Raw genomic sequence first — 16,512 nt, forward strand, 5'->3', positions numbered from 1 at the left:
TCTCCCACTTTTATGAGATTGCCGCGGTCGTCTTGTGGACTCCCTCGCAATGACGAAAGTCCTGAAACGAAAAAAGCCTGCAGGAACTGCAGGCTTTCAATTTATCTTTTTAGATATAGCACTTAGTTCACGTTATCGGAGTTCCGTTACGTGCCACCACCATGCATTATATCTGTTTGTTCTTTTCACTACGCCAAATGTAGAAAAGGATTTTTTTAAAGCAAATGGAATTTTTAGAATTTGATAGAAAAGGTAAAAATGTGTGATGAATTGGTCAAAGACATGACCAACAACCTATTTAAATGCTCTAATCACTTGTAGCGCTTCGGTATCAGAAGGAGAACTTTCCAATACAAGATTGTAGAACTTTATGGACTCTTCTCTCTTCCCAATGAAGGCGTAAGCCCGGGCCATATCCTTCTTCATGTTCACTCTTCCAGGAAATTTTTCTATCCCTAGCTCAAGGAATTCAATGGCTTCTTTAAAGTAATATTTTTGCATCAGTCTGCTCGCAATTCCATTCGTGATAAATGCATCTAGCGAATCCGATACCTCCAGGTATTTGACTTTTCCAGCCTCACTCCCTTCATTGACAAATACGTTTACCAACTCATCGATTGTCTTTCTCGTAGCGGCATCACCCCATTTAAAAGTGTTGGGTTGTTTACCCACTATTGAAAATGAGATTTTAACTTCTTCTGACAATACCTTTTCGCCCCAGCGACCACCGTCAATATCAAAATCAGACCTATTGATTACCACCTCTCCCTTAAAACCTATATTCAGATTACTCCAAAACGGATCAATGAACCGTCCTTTCGTCCTTTCAAATGGCACTTTCACTTCTTTAGTAATTCCTTTAATCTTCAGGTCTCCTATAGCAAACAATTGTCCATTCAATTTTTCAATGCGAGTGCTCTGAAATGTTAAGGTTTTATGGTTTTCTGTATCGAAGAAGTTCTCCTTTTTCAAATCCTTATCTCTAAAGTTATTACCCGTATCAATAGTGTTAGCGAATGCCAGCAGCGTGATGGATGTCTTGAGCAAATCATCCTCATTATATAGAATAGTACCAAAGTACCTTCCGAAGGTGCCTTCAACATCGCTAAATCCGAAAAAGCCAATTGAGAAATTTAGTTTTGAGTGGGACTGATCAATAGAGAATATTTCTGTATCAAGTCCTGGAATATGCTTCACTTGGTCTGGCCAAAACGAAGTATCCTGAGCATAGGAAAGATGAGATAAAGAAAGTAATGCGAAGAAGATAATGTAAAGTTGTTTCATCTGCTTTTTAGGCATAGAAACGCTAACAGGAGTTAGAAAGAAAGGTTTTGGGATGAATCTTACTTAAGTAGTGATAAACCTGTTCAACCCTAAGCTTTGACAATGGGCAGTAGATTACTTCGGTATCTTTTGGTTGATGTAAGCTGCCTACCATTCTTAAACTTCAACAGGTATTCACCCTGATAAAGGTGTTGGAATGAAGCCAAATGATCCAAGTTTACAATAGACGATCTATGTACGCGAACAAAGGGGTAGTCAAGCTTTGATTCTAAACTCTTCATTGTATCCCTAATCCTATATTTTTCTTCGTTGGTTATCAAATCAATATAGTTACCTGAAGCCTCACAACTTATAATTTCATCTAAGGCAATCATTCTAAAAGCACCCTCAACTTTCACTTTCAAATGTTTAATCTTTGCGTTGCGAGCGCTCAATACTTCCGATCCCCGATTAATGTTCCTTTTACGATAAAAGAGAATACTCGAAATCAGTACCACTATAATCCAATAGATCACAAAATTGCTCAAAGCACTTCCAAGTATTACTAAACGGAAATTGTAAAGAACATCGAATGGATTCCAGGATTCGAAGAGCCCCTCACCCACCAAATCTCTCACACTGAAGTCTACCAGAATGGCGGCTCCCCTATGAATCAGTGCCAGTGGAATGCTCAGGGTTAAGTGAGCCACAAGAGGCTTTTCCCACTCTTTTGCAAGCAGATCAAATCTCTTTGTGAAGCGTATTAGAAGAGGTGTTAAAAGACCCCAAATCAAAACTCCAGAACCTTGATAAAAAAAGTTTTGAAACCAAGTATTGGTGCCGTTGGCGTGAAGTTGTCCAAGAGCGGACTTTGTGGTTAATAGAACTCCTACAATCAGCCAAAAAACAGTGATGATCCATACTCTGTTTTTTCTCAGAAATAGAAAATCCATCATTTACTTCTAGACGGAAAAACACAGTAATTAGTTAGCAATGTCGAATAGTCAAGCATTAAAAAACCGCCCGAAGGCGGTTTCAATTAGTTTTGGCTTACAACTGACCGATATTTCAATTCATTATAGGCTTGGATATGGCCTGCAAAATTTCTGAATTTAGGCCTCCTTCTCTGACTAGAAATCAAGTCTGGTTCATCTGCGAAAAGATAGCCGAAAGACTTTTTAAATGATGCCTTTCTAACAATCATTGGTTTTCCGTCTCCTTTGACCACCCAATAGGTTCTTTCTTCCCCGCCTACCAGTGCAATACCTTGAACCCCAATAGGCATGGACTTAGAACCGTTTCTATGATCATACACTTTGATGTGCTGATCAAAACCAGGGTTCAACAATTGAAGTAGTGCAATTTTATTCTTTCTTCTAGGCATAGCCTGCGCATCGAAATAGATCCACTCACGATCTAAGATATCGTTTTGGTCTGTTTTGATGATATGCCTGAGCGAAGTAGACTTTTCCGTAAGGGTTGCCAGCTTAGCAAAAGCACCCGGACGAATGGCGAATCTTTGAACCTGATGCGCCTTGAACTTGTGTAGTTTACCATTTTCATCTCTAATTCTGAGTCTGGTAATAAAGCCTCTCCATTGGGTAGCGCCTCTGAGATAACCATTGATGGTTTCTCCATCATTGGTAACAACATAACATTCCCTATCACTAATAAACTCAGTGAATGGTTCAACAAAGTCTTGAGCCATGACCGGGCTAAGACCAACAATAAATAGTGAGATTAATAATTTGAGTTTTTGCATTTTCTAATTGGTTTACCAACTCTTGACAATCTTTGTGCCAAAAGTCCAGAGTAAACAATGCTCTACTCGCTTATTGATCTGCTCTTAGACGAACTAAAACCGGCCTATGGTCCGAAACCGTTGAAGAATATGTTGAAACGCAATTATCAATGGAAATCACCTCAGTAGAGATTTCATTGTCAAACAACTCATCAGTAATCAGTACATTATCAATGTTACTTGGGAATGAGGGGAATGACCAACCAGATGATGGGCCTTCGGCAATTGGTAGTGTTGTGAATTTATAGTTTTGAGGATCATCCAAGAATACCTGAAATACATTATCAGTATCGACTATATCGTCATTATAGTCTCCTAACATCAACACTTCTTCTGAACTCAAGTTATCATCTATATAGGTTTTCAATAGATCAGAGGCTGCTCTTCTTCTATCTTCTGAGCCATCGCAGCATTTCAAATGAATGTTGATCAGGTTTACACTAAGCCCATTTGTGTGGTTAACCTTCATCAGATACGGCCTTCTGAAGGCCGTAAAGGCATTATTGTTTTCGCTTGAAGCTTCTTCATAAAGATTCATTGGAGTCCCTTCGACAGCAATTTCACTTTCTTTATATAAATAGCCAACCATAAGGTTGCTGCCATTAACTTGGGTCACAGACCCAGACCAACCTTCTAGCTCAACCACCAAGGCATCAAAAGCAGAAGTTGAAGTTATTTCTTGTAGGGCAATTACGTCTACGTCATATATCTTGATGATCTGCTCCACCATATTCGCGGTAAAACTAGATTTAGGAAACTGCTCAATATTCCATGTTATAATATCAAGAGACTCGCTTGATACTGTGACAGGACAATTCTCCAAAGACAAAGGAGTTGGTTCGTCCATATCGTCATCATCGTCAGGAGTTGAGCCATCGTCTCCTCCTCCACAAGAGAATAAGACGGCCAAAATCATAAGTAACCAAATGCCCTTCTTCATATCACAAAGTTAAGGCAGCCCCAAGAAAGGGGAATAAAGAATGGATGAATATTTTATTAAGCTTTTTGTTCTTTCCTAACTCTGATGATTCCATAAACCAAGGTCAATCCTGCAAGGAGAAGGATAGCGAGCCTTACACCACCACTAAATGCAAAAGTCTCTCCTATCACAGACATCACAGCTTTAAATACATTGATGAATCCCAGCATGGCTGTCACAAAGACTGTGATGCCCATAAACACATTCAGCATTAAGGTGTTTTTATGGTCTTTCATACTGGAAACATGGTTTACCATAATCCAGAGAATAAATGCCAAGAGCGGGAGTATAAAACCGTTGGCTGCTTGTGCTAAAATAATGACCGGAATAGGTTTAACATTGCTCACCCCGAAAATGAGTCCTGTGAGTAGAACAAGAATCCACACTGATCTAAACCTCCACGACTGCTCATCCGGTTGGCTTTTTGTTGCACTCTTAATAGTTATGGCTCCAGCAAGGGCAGCGGTGATGCTTGAGGTAAAGCCAGCCGCAAAGAGTCCCACACCGAAGACTATCCCCATAAATGCTCCGTGATTTTTCACCAATTGTTGGTGTAGGTTTCCAAACCCAAACTCGCCAATGAGCGATGTTCCAACTACTAAAACTGCCATTGAAATAATACCTCCCAGCACAATAGATGGTATCATGCCGGATCTCATTTGTTTTACTGTTTGCCCTTTCGCCAAACCAGAACCTAGAAAGATATTATAAGGAACGATCGTGGTTCCTACAAGGCCTAAAGTCAACAAGGCACTTTTCTCATTAATCTTTGGCACTACCAACCCTTCGAAGAATGCTCCTGCATCTATCTTTAGGCTTAAGGCCGCATACAAAAATGCCAAGCCCATCAGTGCTACTATAATACCTAACAGGTTAGCGACAGTATTGATATTTCCGGCAAACAGTACTATCGCTGCAACAACGACTATAATGATGGTGAAAATCCACGCAGGGACTCCGGTAACAATTAAAGCCAACCCTGAAATGGCCCCGAGGATATTCCCCGCTTCATAAGCGGCACAGCCTAGGAATACTGCAATGGCTATAAACCAAACGAGCTTAGAAGACTGAAAACGATCTTGAATGGCCCCTCCCAGGCTTTGACTAGTAACAATAGATACTCTAGCCGCAGCTTCTTGAAGTATTACACAAGCAAAAGTGGAGAAGAGCAGTGCCCATAAAAGTTGGTATTGATGATTAGCCCCTGCCGAAGCTGCCGTGGTTACGGTTCCAGGACCAATAAATGCTGCTGCAATAACCAACCAGAAAATGAAATTCCAGAACTTTGATTTCATGGTGGAAGATACAAATTATGGTCAAACTGAAATTAGCTGAGCAGATAGCCAACGCCCTTTGGTTTGTTAAGCAGCCAACCCGTAAGGCTGTATCGGCTGACTTGAGTGGTCAGAACCTCATGAGCAACCTTATCACTTTTGAATAAAACAAGCCTCTTTCCTATTGGCGATATGACATGCGGATCACCTTCTCCATAAATCTTCAGTTCACCACCATTGCCAGGCTGCCAGTCCTCATTTAGATAAAGAATTACTGAAATGAGGCGATTCCCCCGGTCTTTAAATTGGTCGATGTGCCTTTGATAATATGCCCCGCTTGGATAATGTGCCAGATGGAATTCGGAGTCTTTAATACTGAGGAAGCAATATCTATTGAGAATACTAATGATTTGATCGAAAACTGACAGCACCTGATCTATGCAATCAGCTTCTCCTCTGGATATCCAATGAATATGATCCTTCCTGATGGTCGGAACAATCTGATTGTTAGTTAAAGGACCAATGCCTGCAAGGTTAAAGTCTTCTTGGTCTAATTTGTCCAAAAAGAATTTTCTCAGCGATGTAAAGAGTTGCTCACTAATGGCATCATCTATCATCACATAATCACGGTCTGATAAGCGATCGACCCAGTCGATAGCATTCTCTTCGTCAAAAAGTTTCAATCAATACGTCAAATAGCTAGGCTAAATGTGATCATTTATATCAAATAAATCGTCTGCTTATATGAAAATTGTCAACAGTTAGCGTTCTTCAAACAAAGATTAATTATTGTCAATGTCAAAGCTTAAACTGGCCATAGTTTTCGGGGGTAAATCCACCGAGCATGAGATCTCAATTTTATCAACTAGAAGTATTCTAGCGCAAATAGATAGTGATAAATACAACATTTCACTCTTGCGCATTGACATCAAAGGAAACTGGTTTTTAGTAGACAGTATTGACGCACAAGAGTCCACTCCTATTACACTCGTGCCACAGGACAAAGGTGCCGCGGTACTTGATACTGATAATGGTAAAATTCTGAAGCAATTAGACATCGCTTTGCCAGTACTCCATGGCGTCTTTGGAGAAGATGGCACTATCCAAGGCTATTTCCGTATGATGAACCTGGCCTTTGTAGGTTGTGATGTCATGGCCTCCTCAGCATGCATGGATAAAGACTTAACCAAGAGGGTATTGAGAGATGCTGGAATCGGTATAGCCCCCTACGCCATTGCAACACCTGAAAGCAAGCCAGACTTCGCTAAGCTTGAACGCGACTTAGGCACTCCACTGTTTATTAAACCAGCCAATCTAGGCTCTTCGGTTGGGGTTTTTAAGATTGAAACTGAAGCAGAATACCTTTCAAAACTAGATGAGGCTCTTACCTACGACTGGAAAGTCTTAATTGAAAAGACCATTGTTGGAAGAGAGATTGAATGCGCTGTTTTAGGAAACGAAAAGCCAAAAGCTTCTCTTCCTGGTGAGGTTATTATGAGTACCGAATTCTATGACTTTGAATCAAAATATGTAGATCAGGATGCCTCGTCCACCCAGGTACCAGCAGACATCCCAGATGATCAAATTGAACTTGTAAGAAGTACAGCCATCAAAGCCTATCAAGCCATGGGGTGTGAAGGACTTTCTAGAGTAGATTTTTTTGTTACTGATGAAGAGGTATTGATCAATGAAATAAATACTATTCCTGGGTTCACGAGTATAAGCATGTATCCTAAAATGTGGGAAGCCACTGGCATACCTTATCCGGAGCTCATTGATATTTTGATCGAGCTCGGTATGGAGAGGTATCAAAGAGATGCGGCATTAAAAATTACTGCTCAGCCTGTTAAGTAGCTCTTTTTCCAAAAAAAAGATTCAAATAATTTAACATTAGACTATTGACTTTATCGTCATTAATGCTTGATATTGCCTGAATGATTCAAACCTTAGCTCATGTCAACACCTAACGCCAAGCCTCGAGTAATCAAAGACTTTGAAAAACTCGACCTGAACATTCAAGAATTGATCAAATTAGAATATCCTGAAGGATTCGAAGATCATCTGATTTCTTTCACCAATATGGAAGGCAAACGCGTTTCTGCCTTGCCTTTCGAAACAGAGGAAAAGCATTACTTGGTGAGAATGACGATTGAAGAGGCACAGCAGATCATAGAAGACGATGATGACTATGATGATGACGGCAACCTGAAGGATGATATTAAAGAAGAATATCAAGATAAGCACGAGGAAGAAGGAGAAGAACACGATCCTTATGCAGATGATGATAACGAAGAGGAAGACTAAGACGTCTTCTTTTTTTATGCACGCTTAGAAAAATCGTTACATGAGATTAGGAATCATTGGAGGCACAGGCATGTTGGGTCATCACATTGCCATAGCAGCCATTTTTAAACAGTATGAACTTGTTATCATCCATCGCGAAGGTTCTCACCTTAGCAAAATCAGCGATCTCAAGTACGAGTCAAGGACTGCGGACCTTGATAATAGAGGTAGCTTAATCAAAGCTTTCGATGGACTTGACTATGTGGTGAATGCCGCAGCCTATTACCCGACCATTCCCAGGCCATTGTCCGCTGAACTCAAGACAGCACGACTGCAAATGCAGTTTTTTATTGATGCAGTACGCGAGGCAAAAATAAAGAGGGCACTGTATGTCGGTGGCGCCATAGCCATACCAAAATCATCCACGGGAGTTGCCAACGAGTCTGGGATCTACACCAAGATACCCGAGAATAGCGCACCCTATGTACAGGTAAAATGCCTAATGGATGAAATGGCTAGAGATGCTGCAAAATCAGATCTCCCTATTGTTATCGGTATTCCTTCTATGACTTTCGGGGAATACGACTATGGCCCTACCACTGGCCGATTGATTGTAGAACTATCTAACCAAACCTTACCTGCCTATATCAAAGGAGACAGGAATGTGGTTTTTGCTGGTGATGCTGGTCGTGGACTTTTACTAGCGCTTGAAAAAGGATCTTTTGGCGAACGCTACCTAATTTCTGGTGATAATACCAATACCGATGATCTAGTCGCATTGATTTGCAAAAAAGCAGGCGTTAAACCTCTTGCAAAAACTCTTTCTTTAAAATTCGCAAAGATCATCTCCAAGATACAAGAAACGAGATATGCGTTATTGAGAGGCACCCCTCCAACACTGTCCTCGACTGCGATAGCTGTACTCTCCGGAGGCCAACATTTAGATGGATCTAAGGCAAAAAATGAGCTGGGCTATGTCCCCGAAATGAGCGCAGAAGATGCAGTGCATCGTGCATATCATTGGTTTAAAAAGGAAGGTTACATTGCGAAATAATGATCAATCAAATTTTGAATTCCAACCCTTTTCACCAAACGAAGGTCTAAGAGTACAAACAAGTAATAATGAGAAAGCTTATTTATCTTCTGATCATCAACCTAATCTTCATCACAGCCTGCTCGAATGATGATCAACCTCTTAACAACAACGAGGACTGTCCGGATAATATAGTTTGCACTGAAATATTAATATCCTTGACATTCAGTCCTAAGGACGGCAATGACAACCCGATATTTCTAGATAGCTATTATTCTCAAAACCTAGATAACGGACAAACTTATAGCATCACAAATGGCACTGTATTAAGTACCGCTAGTTATGTAGTAGTGAGCGATGAGCAGCTTGATGAGATCAATCAAAACGGTACTAATATTCGATTTATCGGCATACAGGGCAATCAAATTGTCGTACAGCAAGATTTCGTGGTAGGTCATGATTGTTGTCATGTAGTTCCTCTCAGTGGTCCCTTTGAGGGTCAATAACTCCGGTGCTTTTTACAAAGTCAGCTGGCCTAAACGTTAACTCAGACAATTTTCATAGATTCATGTTCATAGAATTCTCAGAACATGAAAATCAAAGCATTACTTGCCTTAAGTCTAATATTCTTCTCTTTCCAGCTTTCCGCTCAAGAGTCAGCTGCTACTGCTGTTCAAAAGCAACTGGATGCTTATAATGCTCATAATATTGAGGACTTCCTTTCTGCTTACAGCGATTCTGTGAAAATCTATAATCATCCCAAGCAGCTTACCATGTCAGGGAAAGAACAAATGAGGGCTGCATTTTCTGGTATGTTTACTCAACTCAAAGACCTGCATTGCACACTGCTCAACAGAATGGTTCTCGGAAATACTGTAATCGATCAAGAGTATGTGATCTTTGATAAAAACGACCCACCCAAACAAGTGTTTGCAATGTATAAAGTGGCGAAAGGCAAGATTTATGAGGTCTACTTTATTGAACCTGAAATAGACAACGACAAATAAAAAAACATGAAATCCGTAGACATTAACTGCGATATGGGCGAAAGCTTTGGCAACTTCAAAATTGGCAATGACGAAGCCATCTTTCCACACATTACTTCCTGCAATATAGCCTGCGGTGTACATGCCGGTGATCCATACCATATAGAAAGAACTATTGACCTTGCGCTGTCTCATAAAGTTCAAATTGGTGCTCACCCTGGCTACCCCGACCTTCAAGGATTTGGTCGCAGGGTAATTCCAATCTCTCAAGATGAACTCTCTTCTTTCATAAAATATCAGGTAGCCGCACTACAAGGTATGGTTGCCAGTGCTGGGGGAGCCCTCGCCTATGTAAAGCCACATGGTGCGCTTTACAATGAAATTGCCAGTAATCGAGAGGTGGCTGAAACGGTTTACAAAGCGATAAAGTCCATTGATCCAAAGCTCAAAATCATGGGCTTGGCTGGTAGTCATGTTGAAGAAGTTCTTGAGACTGTAGATATGACCTACATTCCTGAGGCCTTTGCCGATAGAAGATATGAAGCGAATGGTAAACTTAGATCTAGATCATTACCTCAGGCCGTCATTGATGATCCTTCAGTGGCAGCCGAACAAGTCGTATCCATCACAAACCATGGAAAAACGGTGACCTTAGATGGAATAGAAGTTTCACTAAATGCGAAGAGCTTTTGCATTCATGGAGATAATCCTGCCGCTGTAGATATACTGAAAGCCATCGAAGCGTTACTACAAGAACAACAGATCGAGAAAAAGCATTTCTAATATGGAAATTCAGCCTTTTGGAGACAGTGCTATTATAGTCACCTTCGAAAAGGTGATTTCAGAGGAAGTAAACCAAAAGGTAATTTCTCTGTACGAAGCTTTGAAAGTGCAGAAAGGCATCTCTTACCTTATCCCTGCCTACAATTCTTTAACCATTGGGTATGATATCGAAAACTGGAAATTTGTCACCATTTCGGATTTAGTTAAAGTAACCATCAATGGAACCCCAAAGTTGAGTTCGACAAGTGAAAGAAAAGTCTATTCTATACCTGTGTGTTATGAAAAACCTTTCGACTTGGATTCACTGGAAGTTTGTGAGCAGATAGATCTCACCAAAGAAGAATTGATCCAAATGCATACTGGCCAAGTGTTCCGTGTCTATATGCTGGGCTTTGTAGCAGGGTTTGCCTATATGGGAAGTCTACCTGAACACCTAGCCTGTAAACGTAAAGCGACACCAAGGCTAAGAGTTCCTAAGGGCTCAGTAGGTCTTGCTGGTCTGCAAACAGGTATCTATCCTACGGAAGCCCCTGGTGGTTGGCAAATTATAGGGCAAACACCTCTAAACATGTTTGATCCGAATAGAGGGCAAACCAGCTTGCTGGCACCAGGAGACTATGTCAAGTTTAGAGCTATTGGTTTGGAAGAATTCAAAATCATCCAGCTGAAAATAGAAACTGAAATTTTCGAAATGGAAGAGGCGTATGCCTGATGTAATGCAAGTCACTTGCCTAAAAGCTGGACTCTATACTTCCATTCAGGACGAAGGTCGAATGGGTGTTCAGGATCAGGGTATCCCTTTCAGTGGAGCTTTGGATAAAAGCTCTATGCATATTGCCAATCAACTTGTTGGTAACCCATTAAATAGCCCCGTGCTCGAAATGACAATGTTTGGCCCCATACTTTCCTTCGAGAACAGTGGGCAAATTGCCATCACAGGAGCCAATATGAAAGCCACACTTAATGGTGTTTCTATTGAGAGCTACAAAACAATTGACATTGAGAAAGGAGACCGGCTAGAGTTTCATGACACCGTTTTTGGTTGTCGGACATATCTGGCCATTGGAGGTGAATGGCTTGTTCCCCAATGGCTAGGAAGTTATAGCGCACTTCCCAGTTTAATAGAAAGCAAAGTGCTGCCCTCCAAAATAAAGGATGGTTATACTTTTCGCATAAACACTGGAGAGAGAATCGCCCCTTCAAGGATTCCAGTCAATCAACAACCGATATATTCAGAGTGCTATATAATTCGAGTTGTCACAGGGCCAGAGTTCAGTCAGTTTGATATTGATGTTATTCAGTCATTTTTTGAACAGATTTTCATCGTTGATGCTGATTCGAACAGGATGGGATATCGTTTAAAAGGTGTTTTATCTAATTATAAGTCCTCCGGTGAAGAGATCTCTTCGGGCATTACCATTGGCACCGTTCAGCTAAATAATGCCGGTAGCCCAATTATATTGATGGCTGATGCTCAAACTACAGGGGGATACCCAAGAATTGCGAATGTTGTTACTGAGGATTTAGAAATAGTGGCTCAAATGAAACCTAAGGATGAGCTGAAGTTTATGTTGATTAGTCTGGAGGGCCTATAAAATGCGAAAAGGCGATCTCCGTTCGAAATCGCCTTAATCAACCTTAAACTAAAACTACTAACTAATTATTCAATTGATAATATTCTGTGCCTGATTGCTCTGTCAGCAAATCAGCTTGTCTTAAAATCTGAAGTTGCTCCTCATCTAGTTCGGATCTTTCTCCAGCGACTACTAGTTCATTATTAGCGTCATACACTTTAACGTATTCGCTAGATTCGAAAAGTTCGTCTCCAATTTCTTCATAGTAGCTCTCCACATACTCCTCTACATATTCTAAGTAGTGAGCTTCTTCAATAGTGGGAACTTCCGATAAACTTGCAACTGAATCTGACTTGGCAGAGGTTAGAATAGTTCCTGCCAGCAGTAGCGCGAAGAGCGCTGAGATATTTCTTTTACTTACTGTTTTCATGTTGTTCTGATATTTTGAGTTCCGCCCTAAGACGGAAGATTGACCTAAAAATTGACCGTTGTTTTTGACCTGCCATTCTATTTCCAATCCCTATGCCAAAAAAATTAACAACTTGATTATCAGTAAGTTATAAATTAAGAAAAAAATCACTGTGTACGGATTTGTCCATTTTCGTTCATAAATGCGGACAATCCTGTTCGAAAAGGGCCTTGAAAAAAGTTGCATGACTAGTAAAAAAAATGTTTAACGGTCGCTAAGGCGGATAAATTGGAGTTTTGCTTTTACTTTTGCCTAAGCGCTATGAGCATACCAAAACCACCTGATTTATCAGTTTTCAACTATCATCTTCCAGATGAAAAAATCGCCAAACATCCACTAGCCAACCGGGATGATGCTAAACTTCTTTACTATCATAAGGGCGATATCCAGGACAGAATCTTTAAAGAGTCCACGGAATTTCTAAATGACCAGACTACTCTATTCTTTAATAACACGAAAGTCATTCCTGCACGCTTGCATTTTCAGAAGGACACGGGTGCCCACATAGAAATCTTCCTACTGAAGCCAGTATCTCCTACTTCGATCATTAGCACAATAATGGAATCATCAGGTCCTGTTATTTGGGAGTGCATGGTCGGTAACCTAAAAAGATGGAAAGAAGGGACAGTTCTCAGTCGAGCTCTGAATGCCCATCAGCAAGAAATAATGCTCACAGCAACTTTAGTAAGTAGAGAAAAGCGCACTGTATCTTTGAGTTGGGACAATGAAAACTTCTCTTTTGCAGAAGTAGTAGAGATGGCCGGACAAGTTCCTCTCCCACCATACCTTAACAGAGATGCAGAACCAGAAGATAAGCCGCGTTACCAAACGGTTTATTCCAAGGAAGAAGGAGCCGTGGCTGCCCCTACAGCAGGTTTACATTTTACAGATGAGATACTAGAAGAGCTAAAGAAAAAAGGGGTTAGAGAATCATTCCTAACCCTTCATGTTAGTGCCGGAACGTTTCAGCCCATTAAAGTCGATGATGCTCGCGAACACCCAATGCACTCTGAGCAAATAGAAGTCACTATTGACACTATTCAGGACCTTGTCAATGCTCAACGAGTTGTAGCAGTAGGCACTACGTCTATGAGATCATTGGAGAGTCTCTACTGGTTTGGTGTACGTTTGGCAAGGGGTAATGAAGAGTTTAGCATCGAAAAGCTGGAGCTCTATCAGGACGGAGAACTTCCTAATCGTGGGGCAGCATTCTCCAATATTTATGATTGGATGAAGGCAAAAGGACTTGAGAGACTTTCAGGAAGTACTGAGATCTTCATCATGCCAGGTTATCAGTTTAGGGTATGTGATGGATTGTTCACTAATTTTCACCAACCAGGTAGTACTTTGATGTTATTGGTAGCTGCATTTATTGGTAAAGACTGGCAAAAAGTATACAACCATGGCCTAGAAAACGGCTATCGTTTTTTGAGTTATGGAGACTCTTCACTTTTGCTTCCTTAATCTGAAAAGATAACTATATTGGCGTATGGCTCAGCTCTATGACAGGCTAATAAATTATATCAATTCTAATATCCCTTTGTTAGGAGAGCCTATTGACATTCTTGGGGAAGGATCTTCCTTTACAGCAACGGAGATTATCATACCTATAGTTTTTCTATTCCTTGTTAACCTCATTGGTAATCTGGTTAGAGCGACATTGATTAACAAAATACTTCCTAGATACGTCCACGATCGGAAAACGGTACTCTCGATCGGAAATACAACCAAGTATACACTCCTAATTATCGGGGTTGCTTTCCTTCTAACTGCCATTGGACTTAATGAAGATTCAGACCTGAATTACCCTTTTACTAAAGATAAGGATGGCCTCCCAGACCTGACCTTATTCGATATAGCGCGTTTGATCTTCTTTATGACGCTCCTTGTTTTCCTTTCAGGCAAGTTGAAGACCATTTTCGTCAAGCAAATTCTATCGAAATATTCCGATGACATAGGCGTGAGTCAGTCTATAGGAACAATCATACAGTACTTTCTCATTATTGTTGGAGCCTTTGTTGTTATTCAGAACTCAGGAATCAATCTAGGCTCTTTAAATGTACTAGCTGGTGCACTTGGTGTTGGTATTGGCTTTGGCCTACAAAACATAGCCAACAACTTTATCTCAGGCCTCATTATTCTATTTGAAAGACCTATAAAGGTTGGTGATCGTATAGAAGTTGGTAGTGTTTCAGGCGATGTCGTTAAAATCTCTTCGAGAGCCAGTACTGTAAACACCAATGACAACATCTCCATTATTATTCCAAACTCAGACCTTATTAATAAGCAGGTCATCAACTGGAGCCACAATGACAGAAGAATCAGATACCATGTCCCTGTAGGTGTATCCTACAAAGAAGACCCGGCAGTTATCAAAAAGGTGCTGCTCGAAGTGGCAGACGCCAATAAAGACATACTTAAAAGGCCGGCACCTGATGTATTGTTTGTGGGTTACGGAGATAGCTCCATAGATTTTGATTTACTGATTTGGACCAGCACTTATATCGACAAACCAATCATCTTGAAGAGTCAACTTTACTATGAAATATTCGAGAAGTTTAAAGAGCATAAGATAGAAATTCCTTACCCACAGAGAGATTTACATCTAAAGTCTGGTTGGACAAATACAGGCAAAGGCCAGAAGTAGATTATAGGAATCAGAATCAAATTGAACGCTAGTAGATGATTTTTTCATAAATTTGCCCACTTTATAAGGGAATTCGGATGAGAGTTATTATTGCGGGTGTTGGAAATGTGGGATTTCATTTGGCTAAACTTCTCTGTCAGGAAGGGCAAGACATTGTCTTAATTGACAGAGCTGCTGATAAATTAAAACAAGCCAGTAATACGATCGATGCGGCTACCATAAAAGGTACTTCTACCTCTTATGGTGTGTTGGAAGAAGCGGGAGTTGCAGATGCTGATCTGCTAATCGCAGTTACCTCCTCTGAAGAAGCGAATATTGCAACGGCTATCATTGCCAAGCATTTAGGTGCAAAAAGAACCATTGCACGTATATCTAATACAGAATTTCTCTACCAAAAAGATAAGCTCAATCTCAAGCATTTAGGTATTGATGATGTAATTTCTCCCGAATCGCTTGCCGCTAGAGAGATCAAAAGACTTCTCAAGGAAGTAGCAGTAACAGACAGTTTTGAATTCGAGAAAGGGCTATTGCAACTCATAGGTGTCAACATTGATTCCAAAAGTCCACTAAAAGGCAAGTCAATGCTTGAAGTGGCCAAAATCAATCCAGACCAGTCTTTTATGACTGTTGCCATCCTGAGAGACAATGAAACCATTATTCCTTATGGCGACACTTGTTTCGAAGAAAATGACCATGCTTATTTTGTAGCGCAACCTGATGGTGTGGAAAAACTACTTTTTCTTACTGGTAAGAAAAAAGAGGGTGTAAAGAGCGTAATGATTTTAGGTGGGTCACGTGTTGGCTTTCATGCCGCTAAGCTTTTAAGTGCCCGTTATAATGTCAAGTTGATTGAACGTGACTCGCAAAAGTGCTTTGAGCTTGCTGATCAACTTCCTGACGCGATGGTAATTAATGGGGACGGACGTAACGTTGACCTTTTGGAAGAAGAAAGCATCAATGAAATGGACGCTTTCATTGCCGTTACAGGAGATTCTGAAACCAATATCATTTCATGTCTCGTGGCGAAAAAGATGGGTGTAAAGAAAACCATCGCTATGGTCGAGAACATGGACTACATCCATCTATCGCAGAGTATTGGTGTGGACACCATGATCAACAAAAAACTGATCGCGGCTAACTTTATCTTCCGTCATATTCGTCAAGGTGAGATTGTATCTATCGCAAGTATTCACGGGGTTGATGCTGAGATTCTAGAGTTTGAAGTCCAAGAAACTTCTAAAATCACTAGACAGGAGCTCCGCAATCTTGACTTCCCTAAATCCGCTATCATCGGTGGTGTGATTAGAGATGGCAAAGGGCTTACTACACCTGGAGATTTCAAGTTTCAACCTAAAGACCGAGTGGTCGTTTTGTCAAAGCTTGAATGTATTAAAAAGGTTGAAGATTACTTCATCTAGCG

18 protein-coding genes are annotated in these 16,512 nt (G+C 40.7%); 11 read left to right on the forward strand and 7 right to left on the reverse strand.

The window, feature by feature from the left end; genetic code table 11:
• Positions 1–294 precede the first annotated feature (294 nt).
• The 6 genes from J4E76_RS18950 to J4E76_RS18975 form a co-directional block, all read right to left on the reverse strand.
• On the reverse strand, positions 295–1,284 hold the full coding sequence (locus J4E76_RS18950) for a YceI family protein (RefSeq protein ID WP_208506365.1): 990 nt from the start codon (positions 1,282–1,284) through the stop codon (positions 295–297).
• 89 nt (positions 1,285–1,373) lie between these two features.
• Entirely contained in the window at positions 1,374–2,216 is an 843-nt protein-coding gene (locus tag J4E76_RS18955) for a LytTR family DNA-binding domain-containing protein (RefSeq protein WP_208506366.1), read from the reverse strand.
• Between the two features lie 86 nt (positions 2,217–2,302).
• Positions 2,303–3,025, reverse strand: a complete 723-nt coding sequence (locus J4E76_RS18960) for a hypothetical protein (RefSeq protein WP_208506367.1) — start codon at positions 3,023–3,025, stop codon at positions 2,303–2,305.
• Between the two features lie 70 nt (positions 3,026–3,095).
• Positions 3,096–4,004, reverse strand: a complete 909-nt coding sequence (locus J4E76_RS18965; RefSeq protein ID WP_208506368.1) for an endonuclease/exonuclease/phosphatase family protein — start codon at positions 4,002–4,004, stop codon at positions 3,096–3,098.
• A gap of 56 nt (positions 4,005–4,060) precedes the next feature.
• On the reverse strand, positions 4,061–5,338 hold the full coding sequence (locus tag J4E76_RS18970; RefSeq protein WP_208506369.1) for an NRAMP family divalent metal transporter: 1,278 nt from the start codon (positions 5,336–5,338) through the stop codon (positions 4,061–4,063).
• Between the two features lie 32 nt (positions 5,339–5,370).
• Complete coding sequence (locus J4E76_RS18975) at positions 5,371–6,000, reverse strand: 2OG-Fe(II) oxygenase (RefSeq protein ID WP_236017552.1); 630 nt, start codon at positions 5,998–6,000, stop codon at positions 5,371–5,373.
• A gap of 112 nt (positions 6,001–6,112) precedes the next feature.
• On the opposite strand from J4E76_RS18975, the gene J4E76_RS18980 reads away from it, so the two are divergent.
• The 8 genes from J4E76_RS18980 (at position 6,113) to J4E76_RS19015 (ending at position 11,997) form a co-directional block, all read left to right on the forward strand.
• On the forward strand, positions 6,113–7,171 hold the full coding sequence (locus J4E76_RS18980) for a D-alanine--D-alanine ligase family protein (protein ID WP_208506370.1): 1,059 nt from the start codon (positions 6,113–6,115) through the stop codon (positions 7,169–7,171).
• Between the two features lie 99 nt (positions 7,172–7,270).
• Positions 7,271–7,621: a hypothetical protein gene (locus J4E76_RS18985; protein ID WP_208506371.1), complete on the forward strand. Its 351-nt coding sequence runs from the start codon at positions 7,271–7,273 to the stop codon at positions 7,619–7,621.
• Between the two features lie 40 nt (positions 7,622–7,661).
• Entirely contained in the window at positions 7,662–8,654 is a 993-nt protein-coding gene (locus J4E76_RS18990; protein WP_208506372.1) for an NAD-dependent epimerase/dehydratase family protein, read from the forward strand.
• Between the two features lie 68 nt (positions 8,655–8,722).
• Entirely contained in the window at positions 8,723–9,139 is a 417-nt protein-coding gene (locus J4E76_RS18995) for a hypothetical protein (protein ID WP_208506373.1), read from the forward strand.
• Positions 9,140–9,223: 84 nt separating this feature from the next.
• Positions 9,224–9,640: a nuclear transport factor 2 family protein gene (locus tag J4E76_RS19000; protein WP_208506374.1), complete on the forward strand. Its 417-nt coding sequence runs from the start codon at positions 9,224–9,226 to the stop codon at positions 9,638–9,640.
• Between the two features lie 6 nt (positions 9,641–9,646).
• Positions 9,647–10,402, forward strand: a complete 756-nt coding sequence (locus tag J4E76_RS19005; protein ID WP_208506375.1) for a 5-oxoprolinase subunit PxpA — start codon at positions 9,647–9,649, stop codon at positions 10,400–10,402.
• A 1-nt stretch (position 10,403) separates the two neighbouring features.
• Positions 10,404–11,114 (forward strand): 5-oxoprolinase subunit PxpB, encoded by a 711-nt coding sequence (gene pxpB / locus J4E76_RS19010; protein WP_208506376.1) that lies wholly within the window; start codon positions 10,404–10,406, stop codon positions 11,112–11,114.
• Entirely contained in the window at positions 11,107–11,997 is an 891-nt protein-coding gene (locus J4E76_RS19015) for a biotin-dependent carboxyltransferase family protein (RefSeq protein WP_208506377.1), read from the forward strand. Before pxpB ends, J4E76_RS19015 begins: the two co-directional genes overlap by 8 nt.
• 61 nt (positions 11,998–12,058) lie before the next feature.
• Here J4E76_RS19015 and J4E76_RS19020 read toward each other — a convergent pair whose 3' ends face one another.
• Positions 12,059–12,406 carry a hypothetical protein gene (locus J4E76_RS19020; RefSeq protein WP_208506378.1) on the reverse strand — a complete coding sequence of 116 codons (348 nt, stop codon included), beginning with the start codon at positions 12,404–12,406 and terminating at the stop codon, positions 12,059–12,061.
• Between the two features lie 300 nt (positions 12,407–12,706).
• Between J4E76_RS19020 and J4E76_RS19025 the strand changes: the two genes are divergently transcribed.
• From J4E76_RS19025 to trkA, 3 genes are all read left to right on the forward strand, one after another.
• Entirely contained in the window at positions 12,707–13,909 is a 1,203-nt protein-coding gene (locus J4E76_RS19025; RefSeq protein WP_208506379.1) for an S-adenosylmethionine:tRNA ribosyltransferase-isomerase, read from the forward strand.
• A gap of 25 nt (positions 13,910–13,934) precedes the next feature.
• Entirely contained in the window at positions 13,935–15,092 is a 1,158-nt protein-coding gene (locus tag J4E76_RS19030; protein WP_208506380.1) for a mechanosensitive ion channel family protein, read from the forward strand.
• 77 nt (positions 15,093–15,169) lie between these two features.
• Positions 15,170–16,510, forward strand: coding sequence for a Trk system potassium transporter TrkA (gene trkA / locus J4E76_RS19035; protein ID WP_208506381.1), 1,341 nt, complete (start codon positions 15,170–15,172; stop codon positions 16,508–16,510).
• The last annotated feature ends 2 nt before the right edge of the window (positions 16,511–16,512 follow it).

The organism is Roseivirga sp. E12, assembly GCF_017592825.1.
Taxonomy (GTDB): domain Bacteria; phylum Bacteroidota; class Bacteroidia; order Cytophagales; family Cyclobacteriaceae; genus Roseivirga.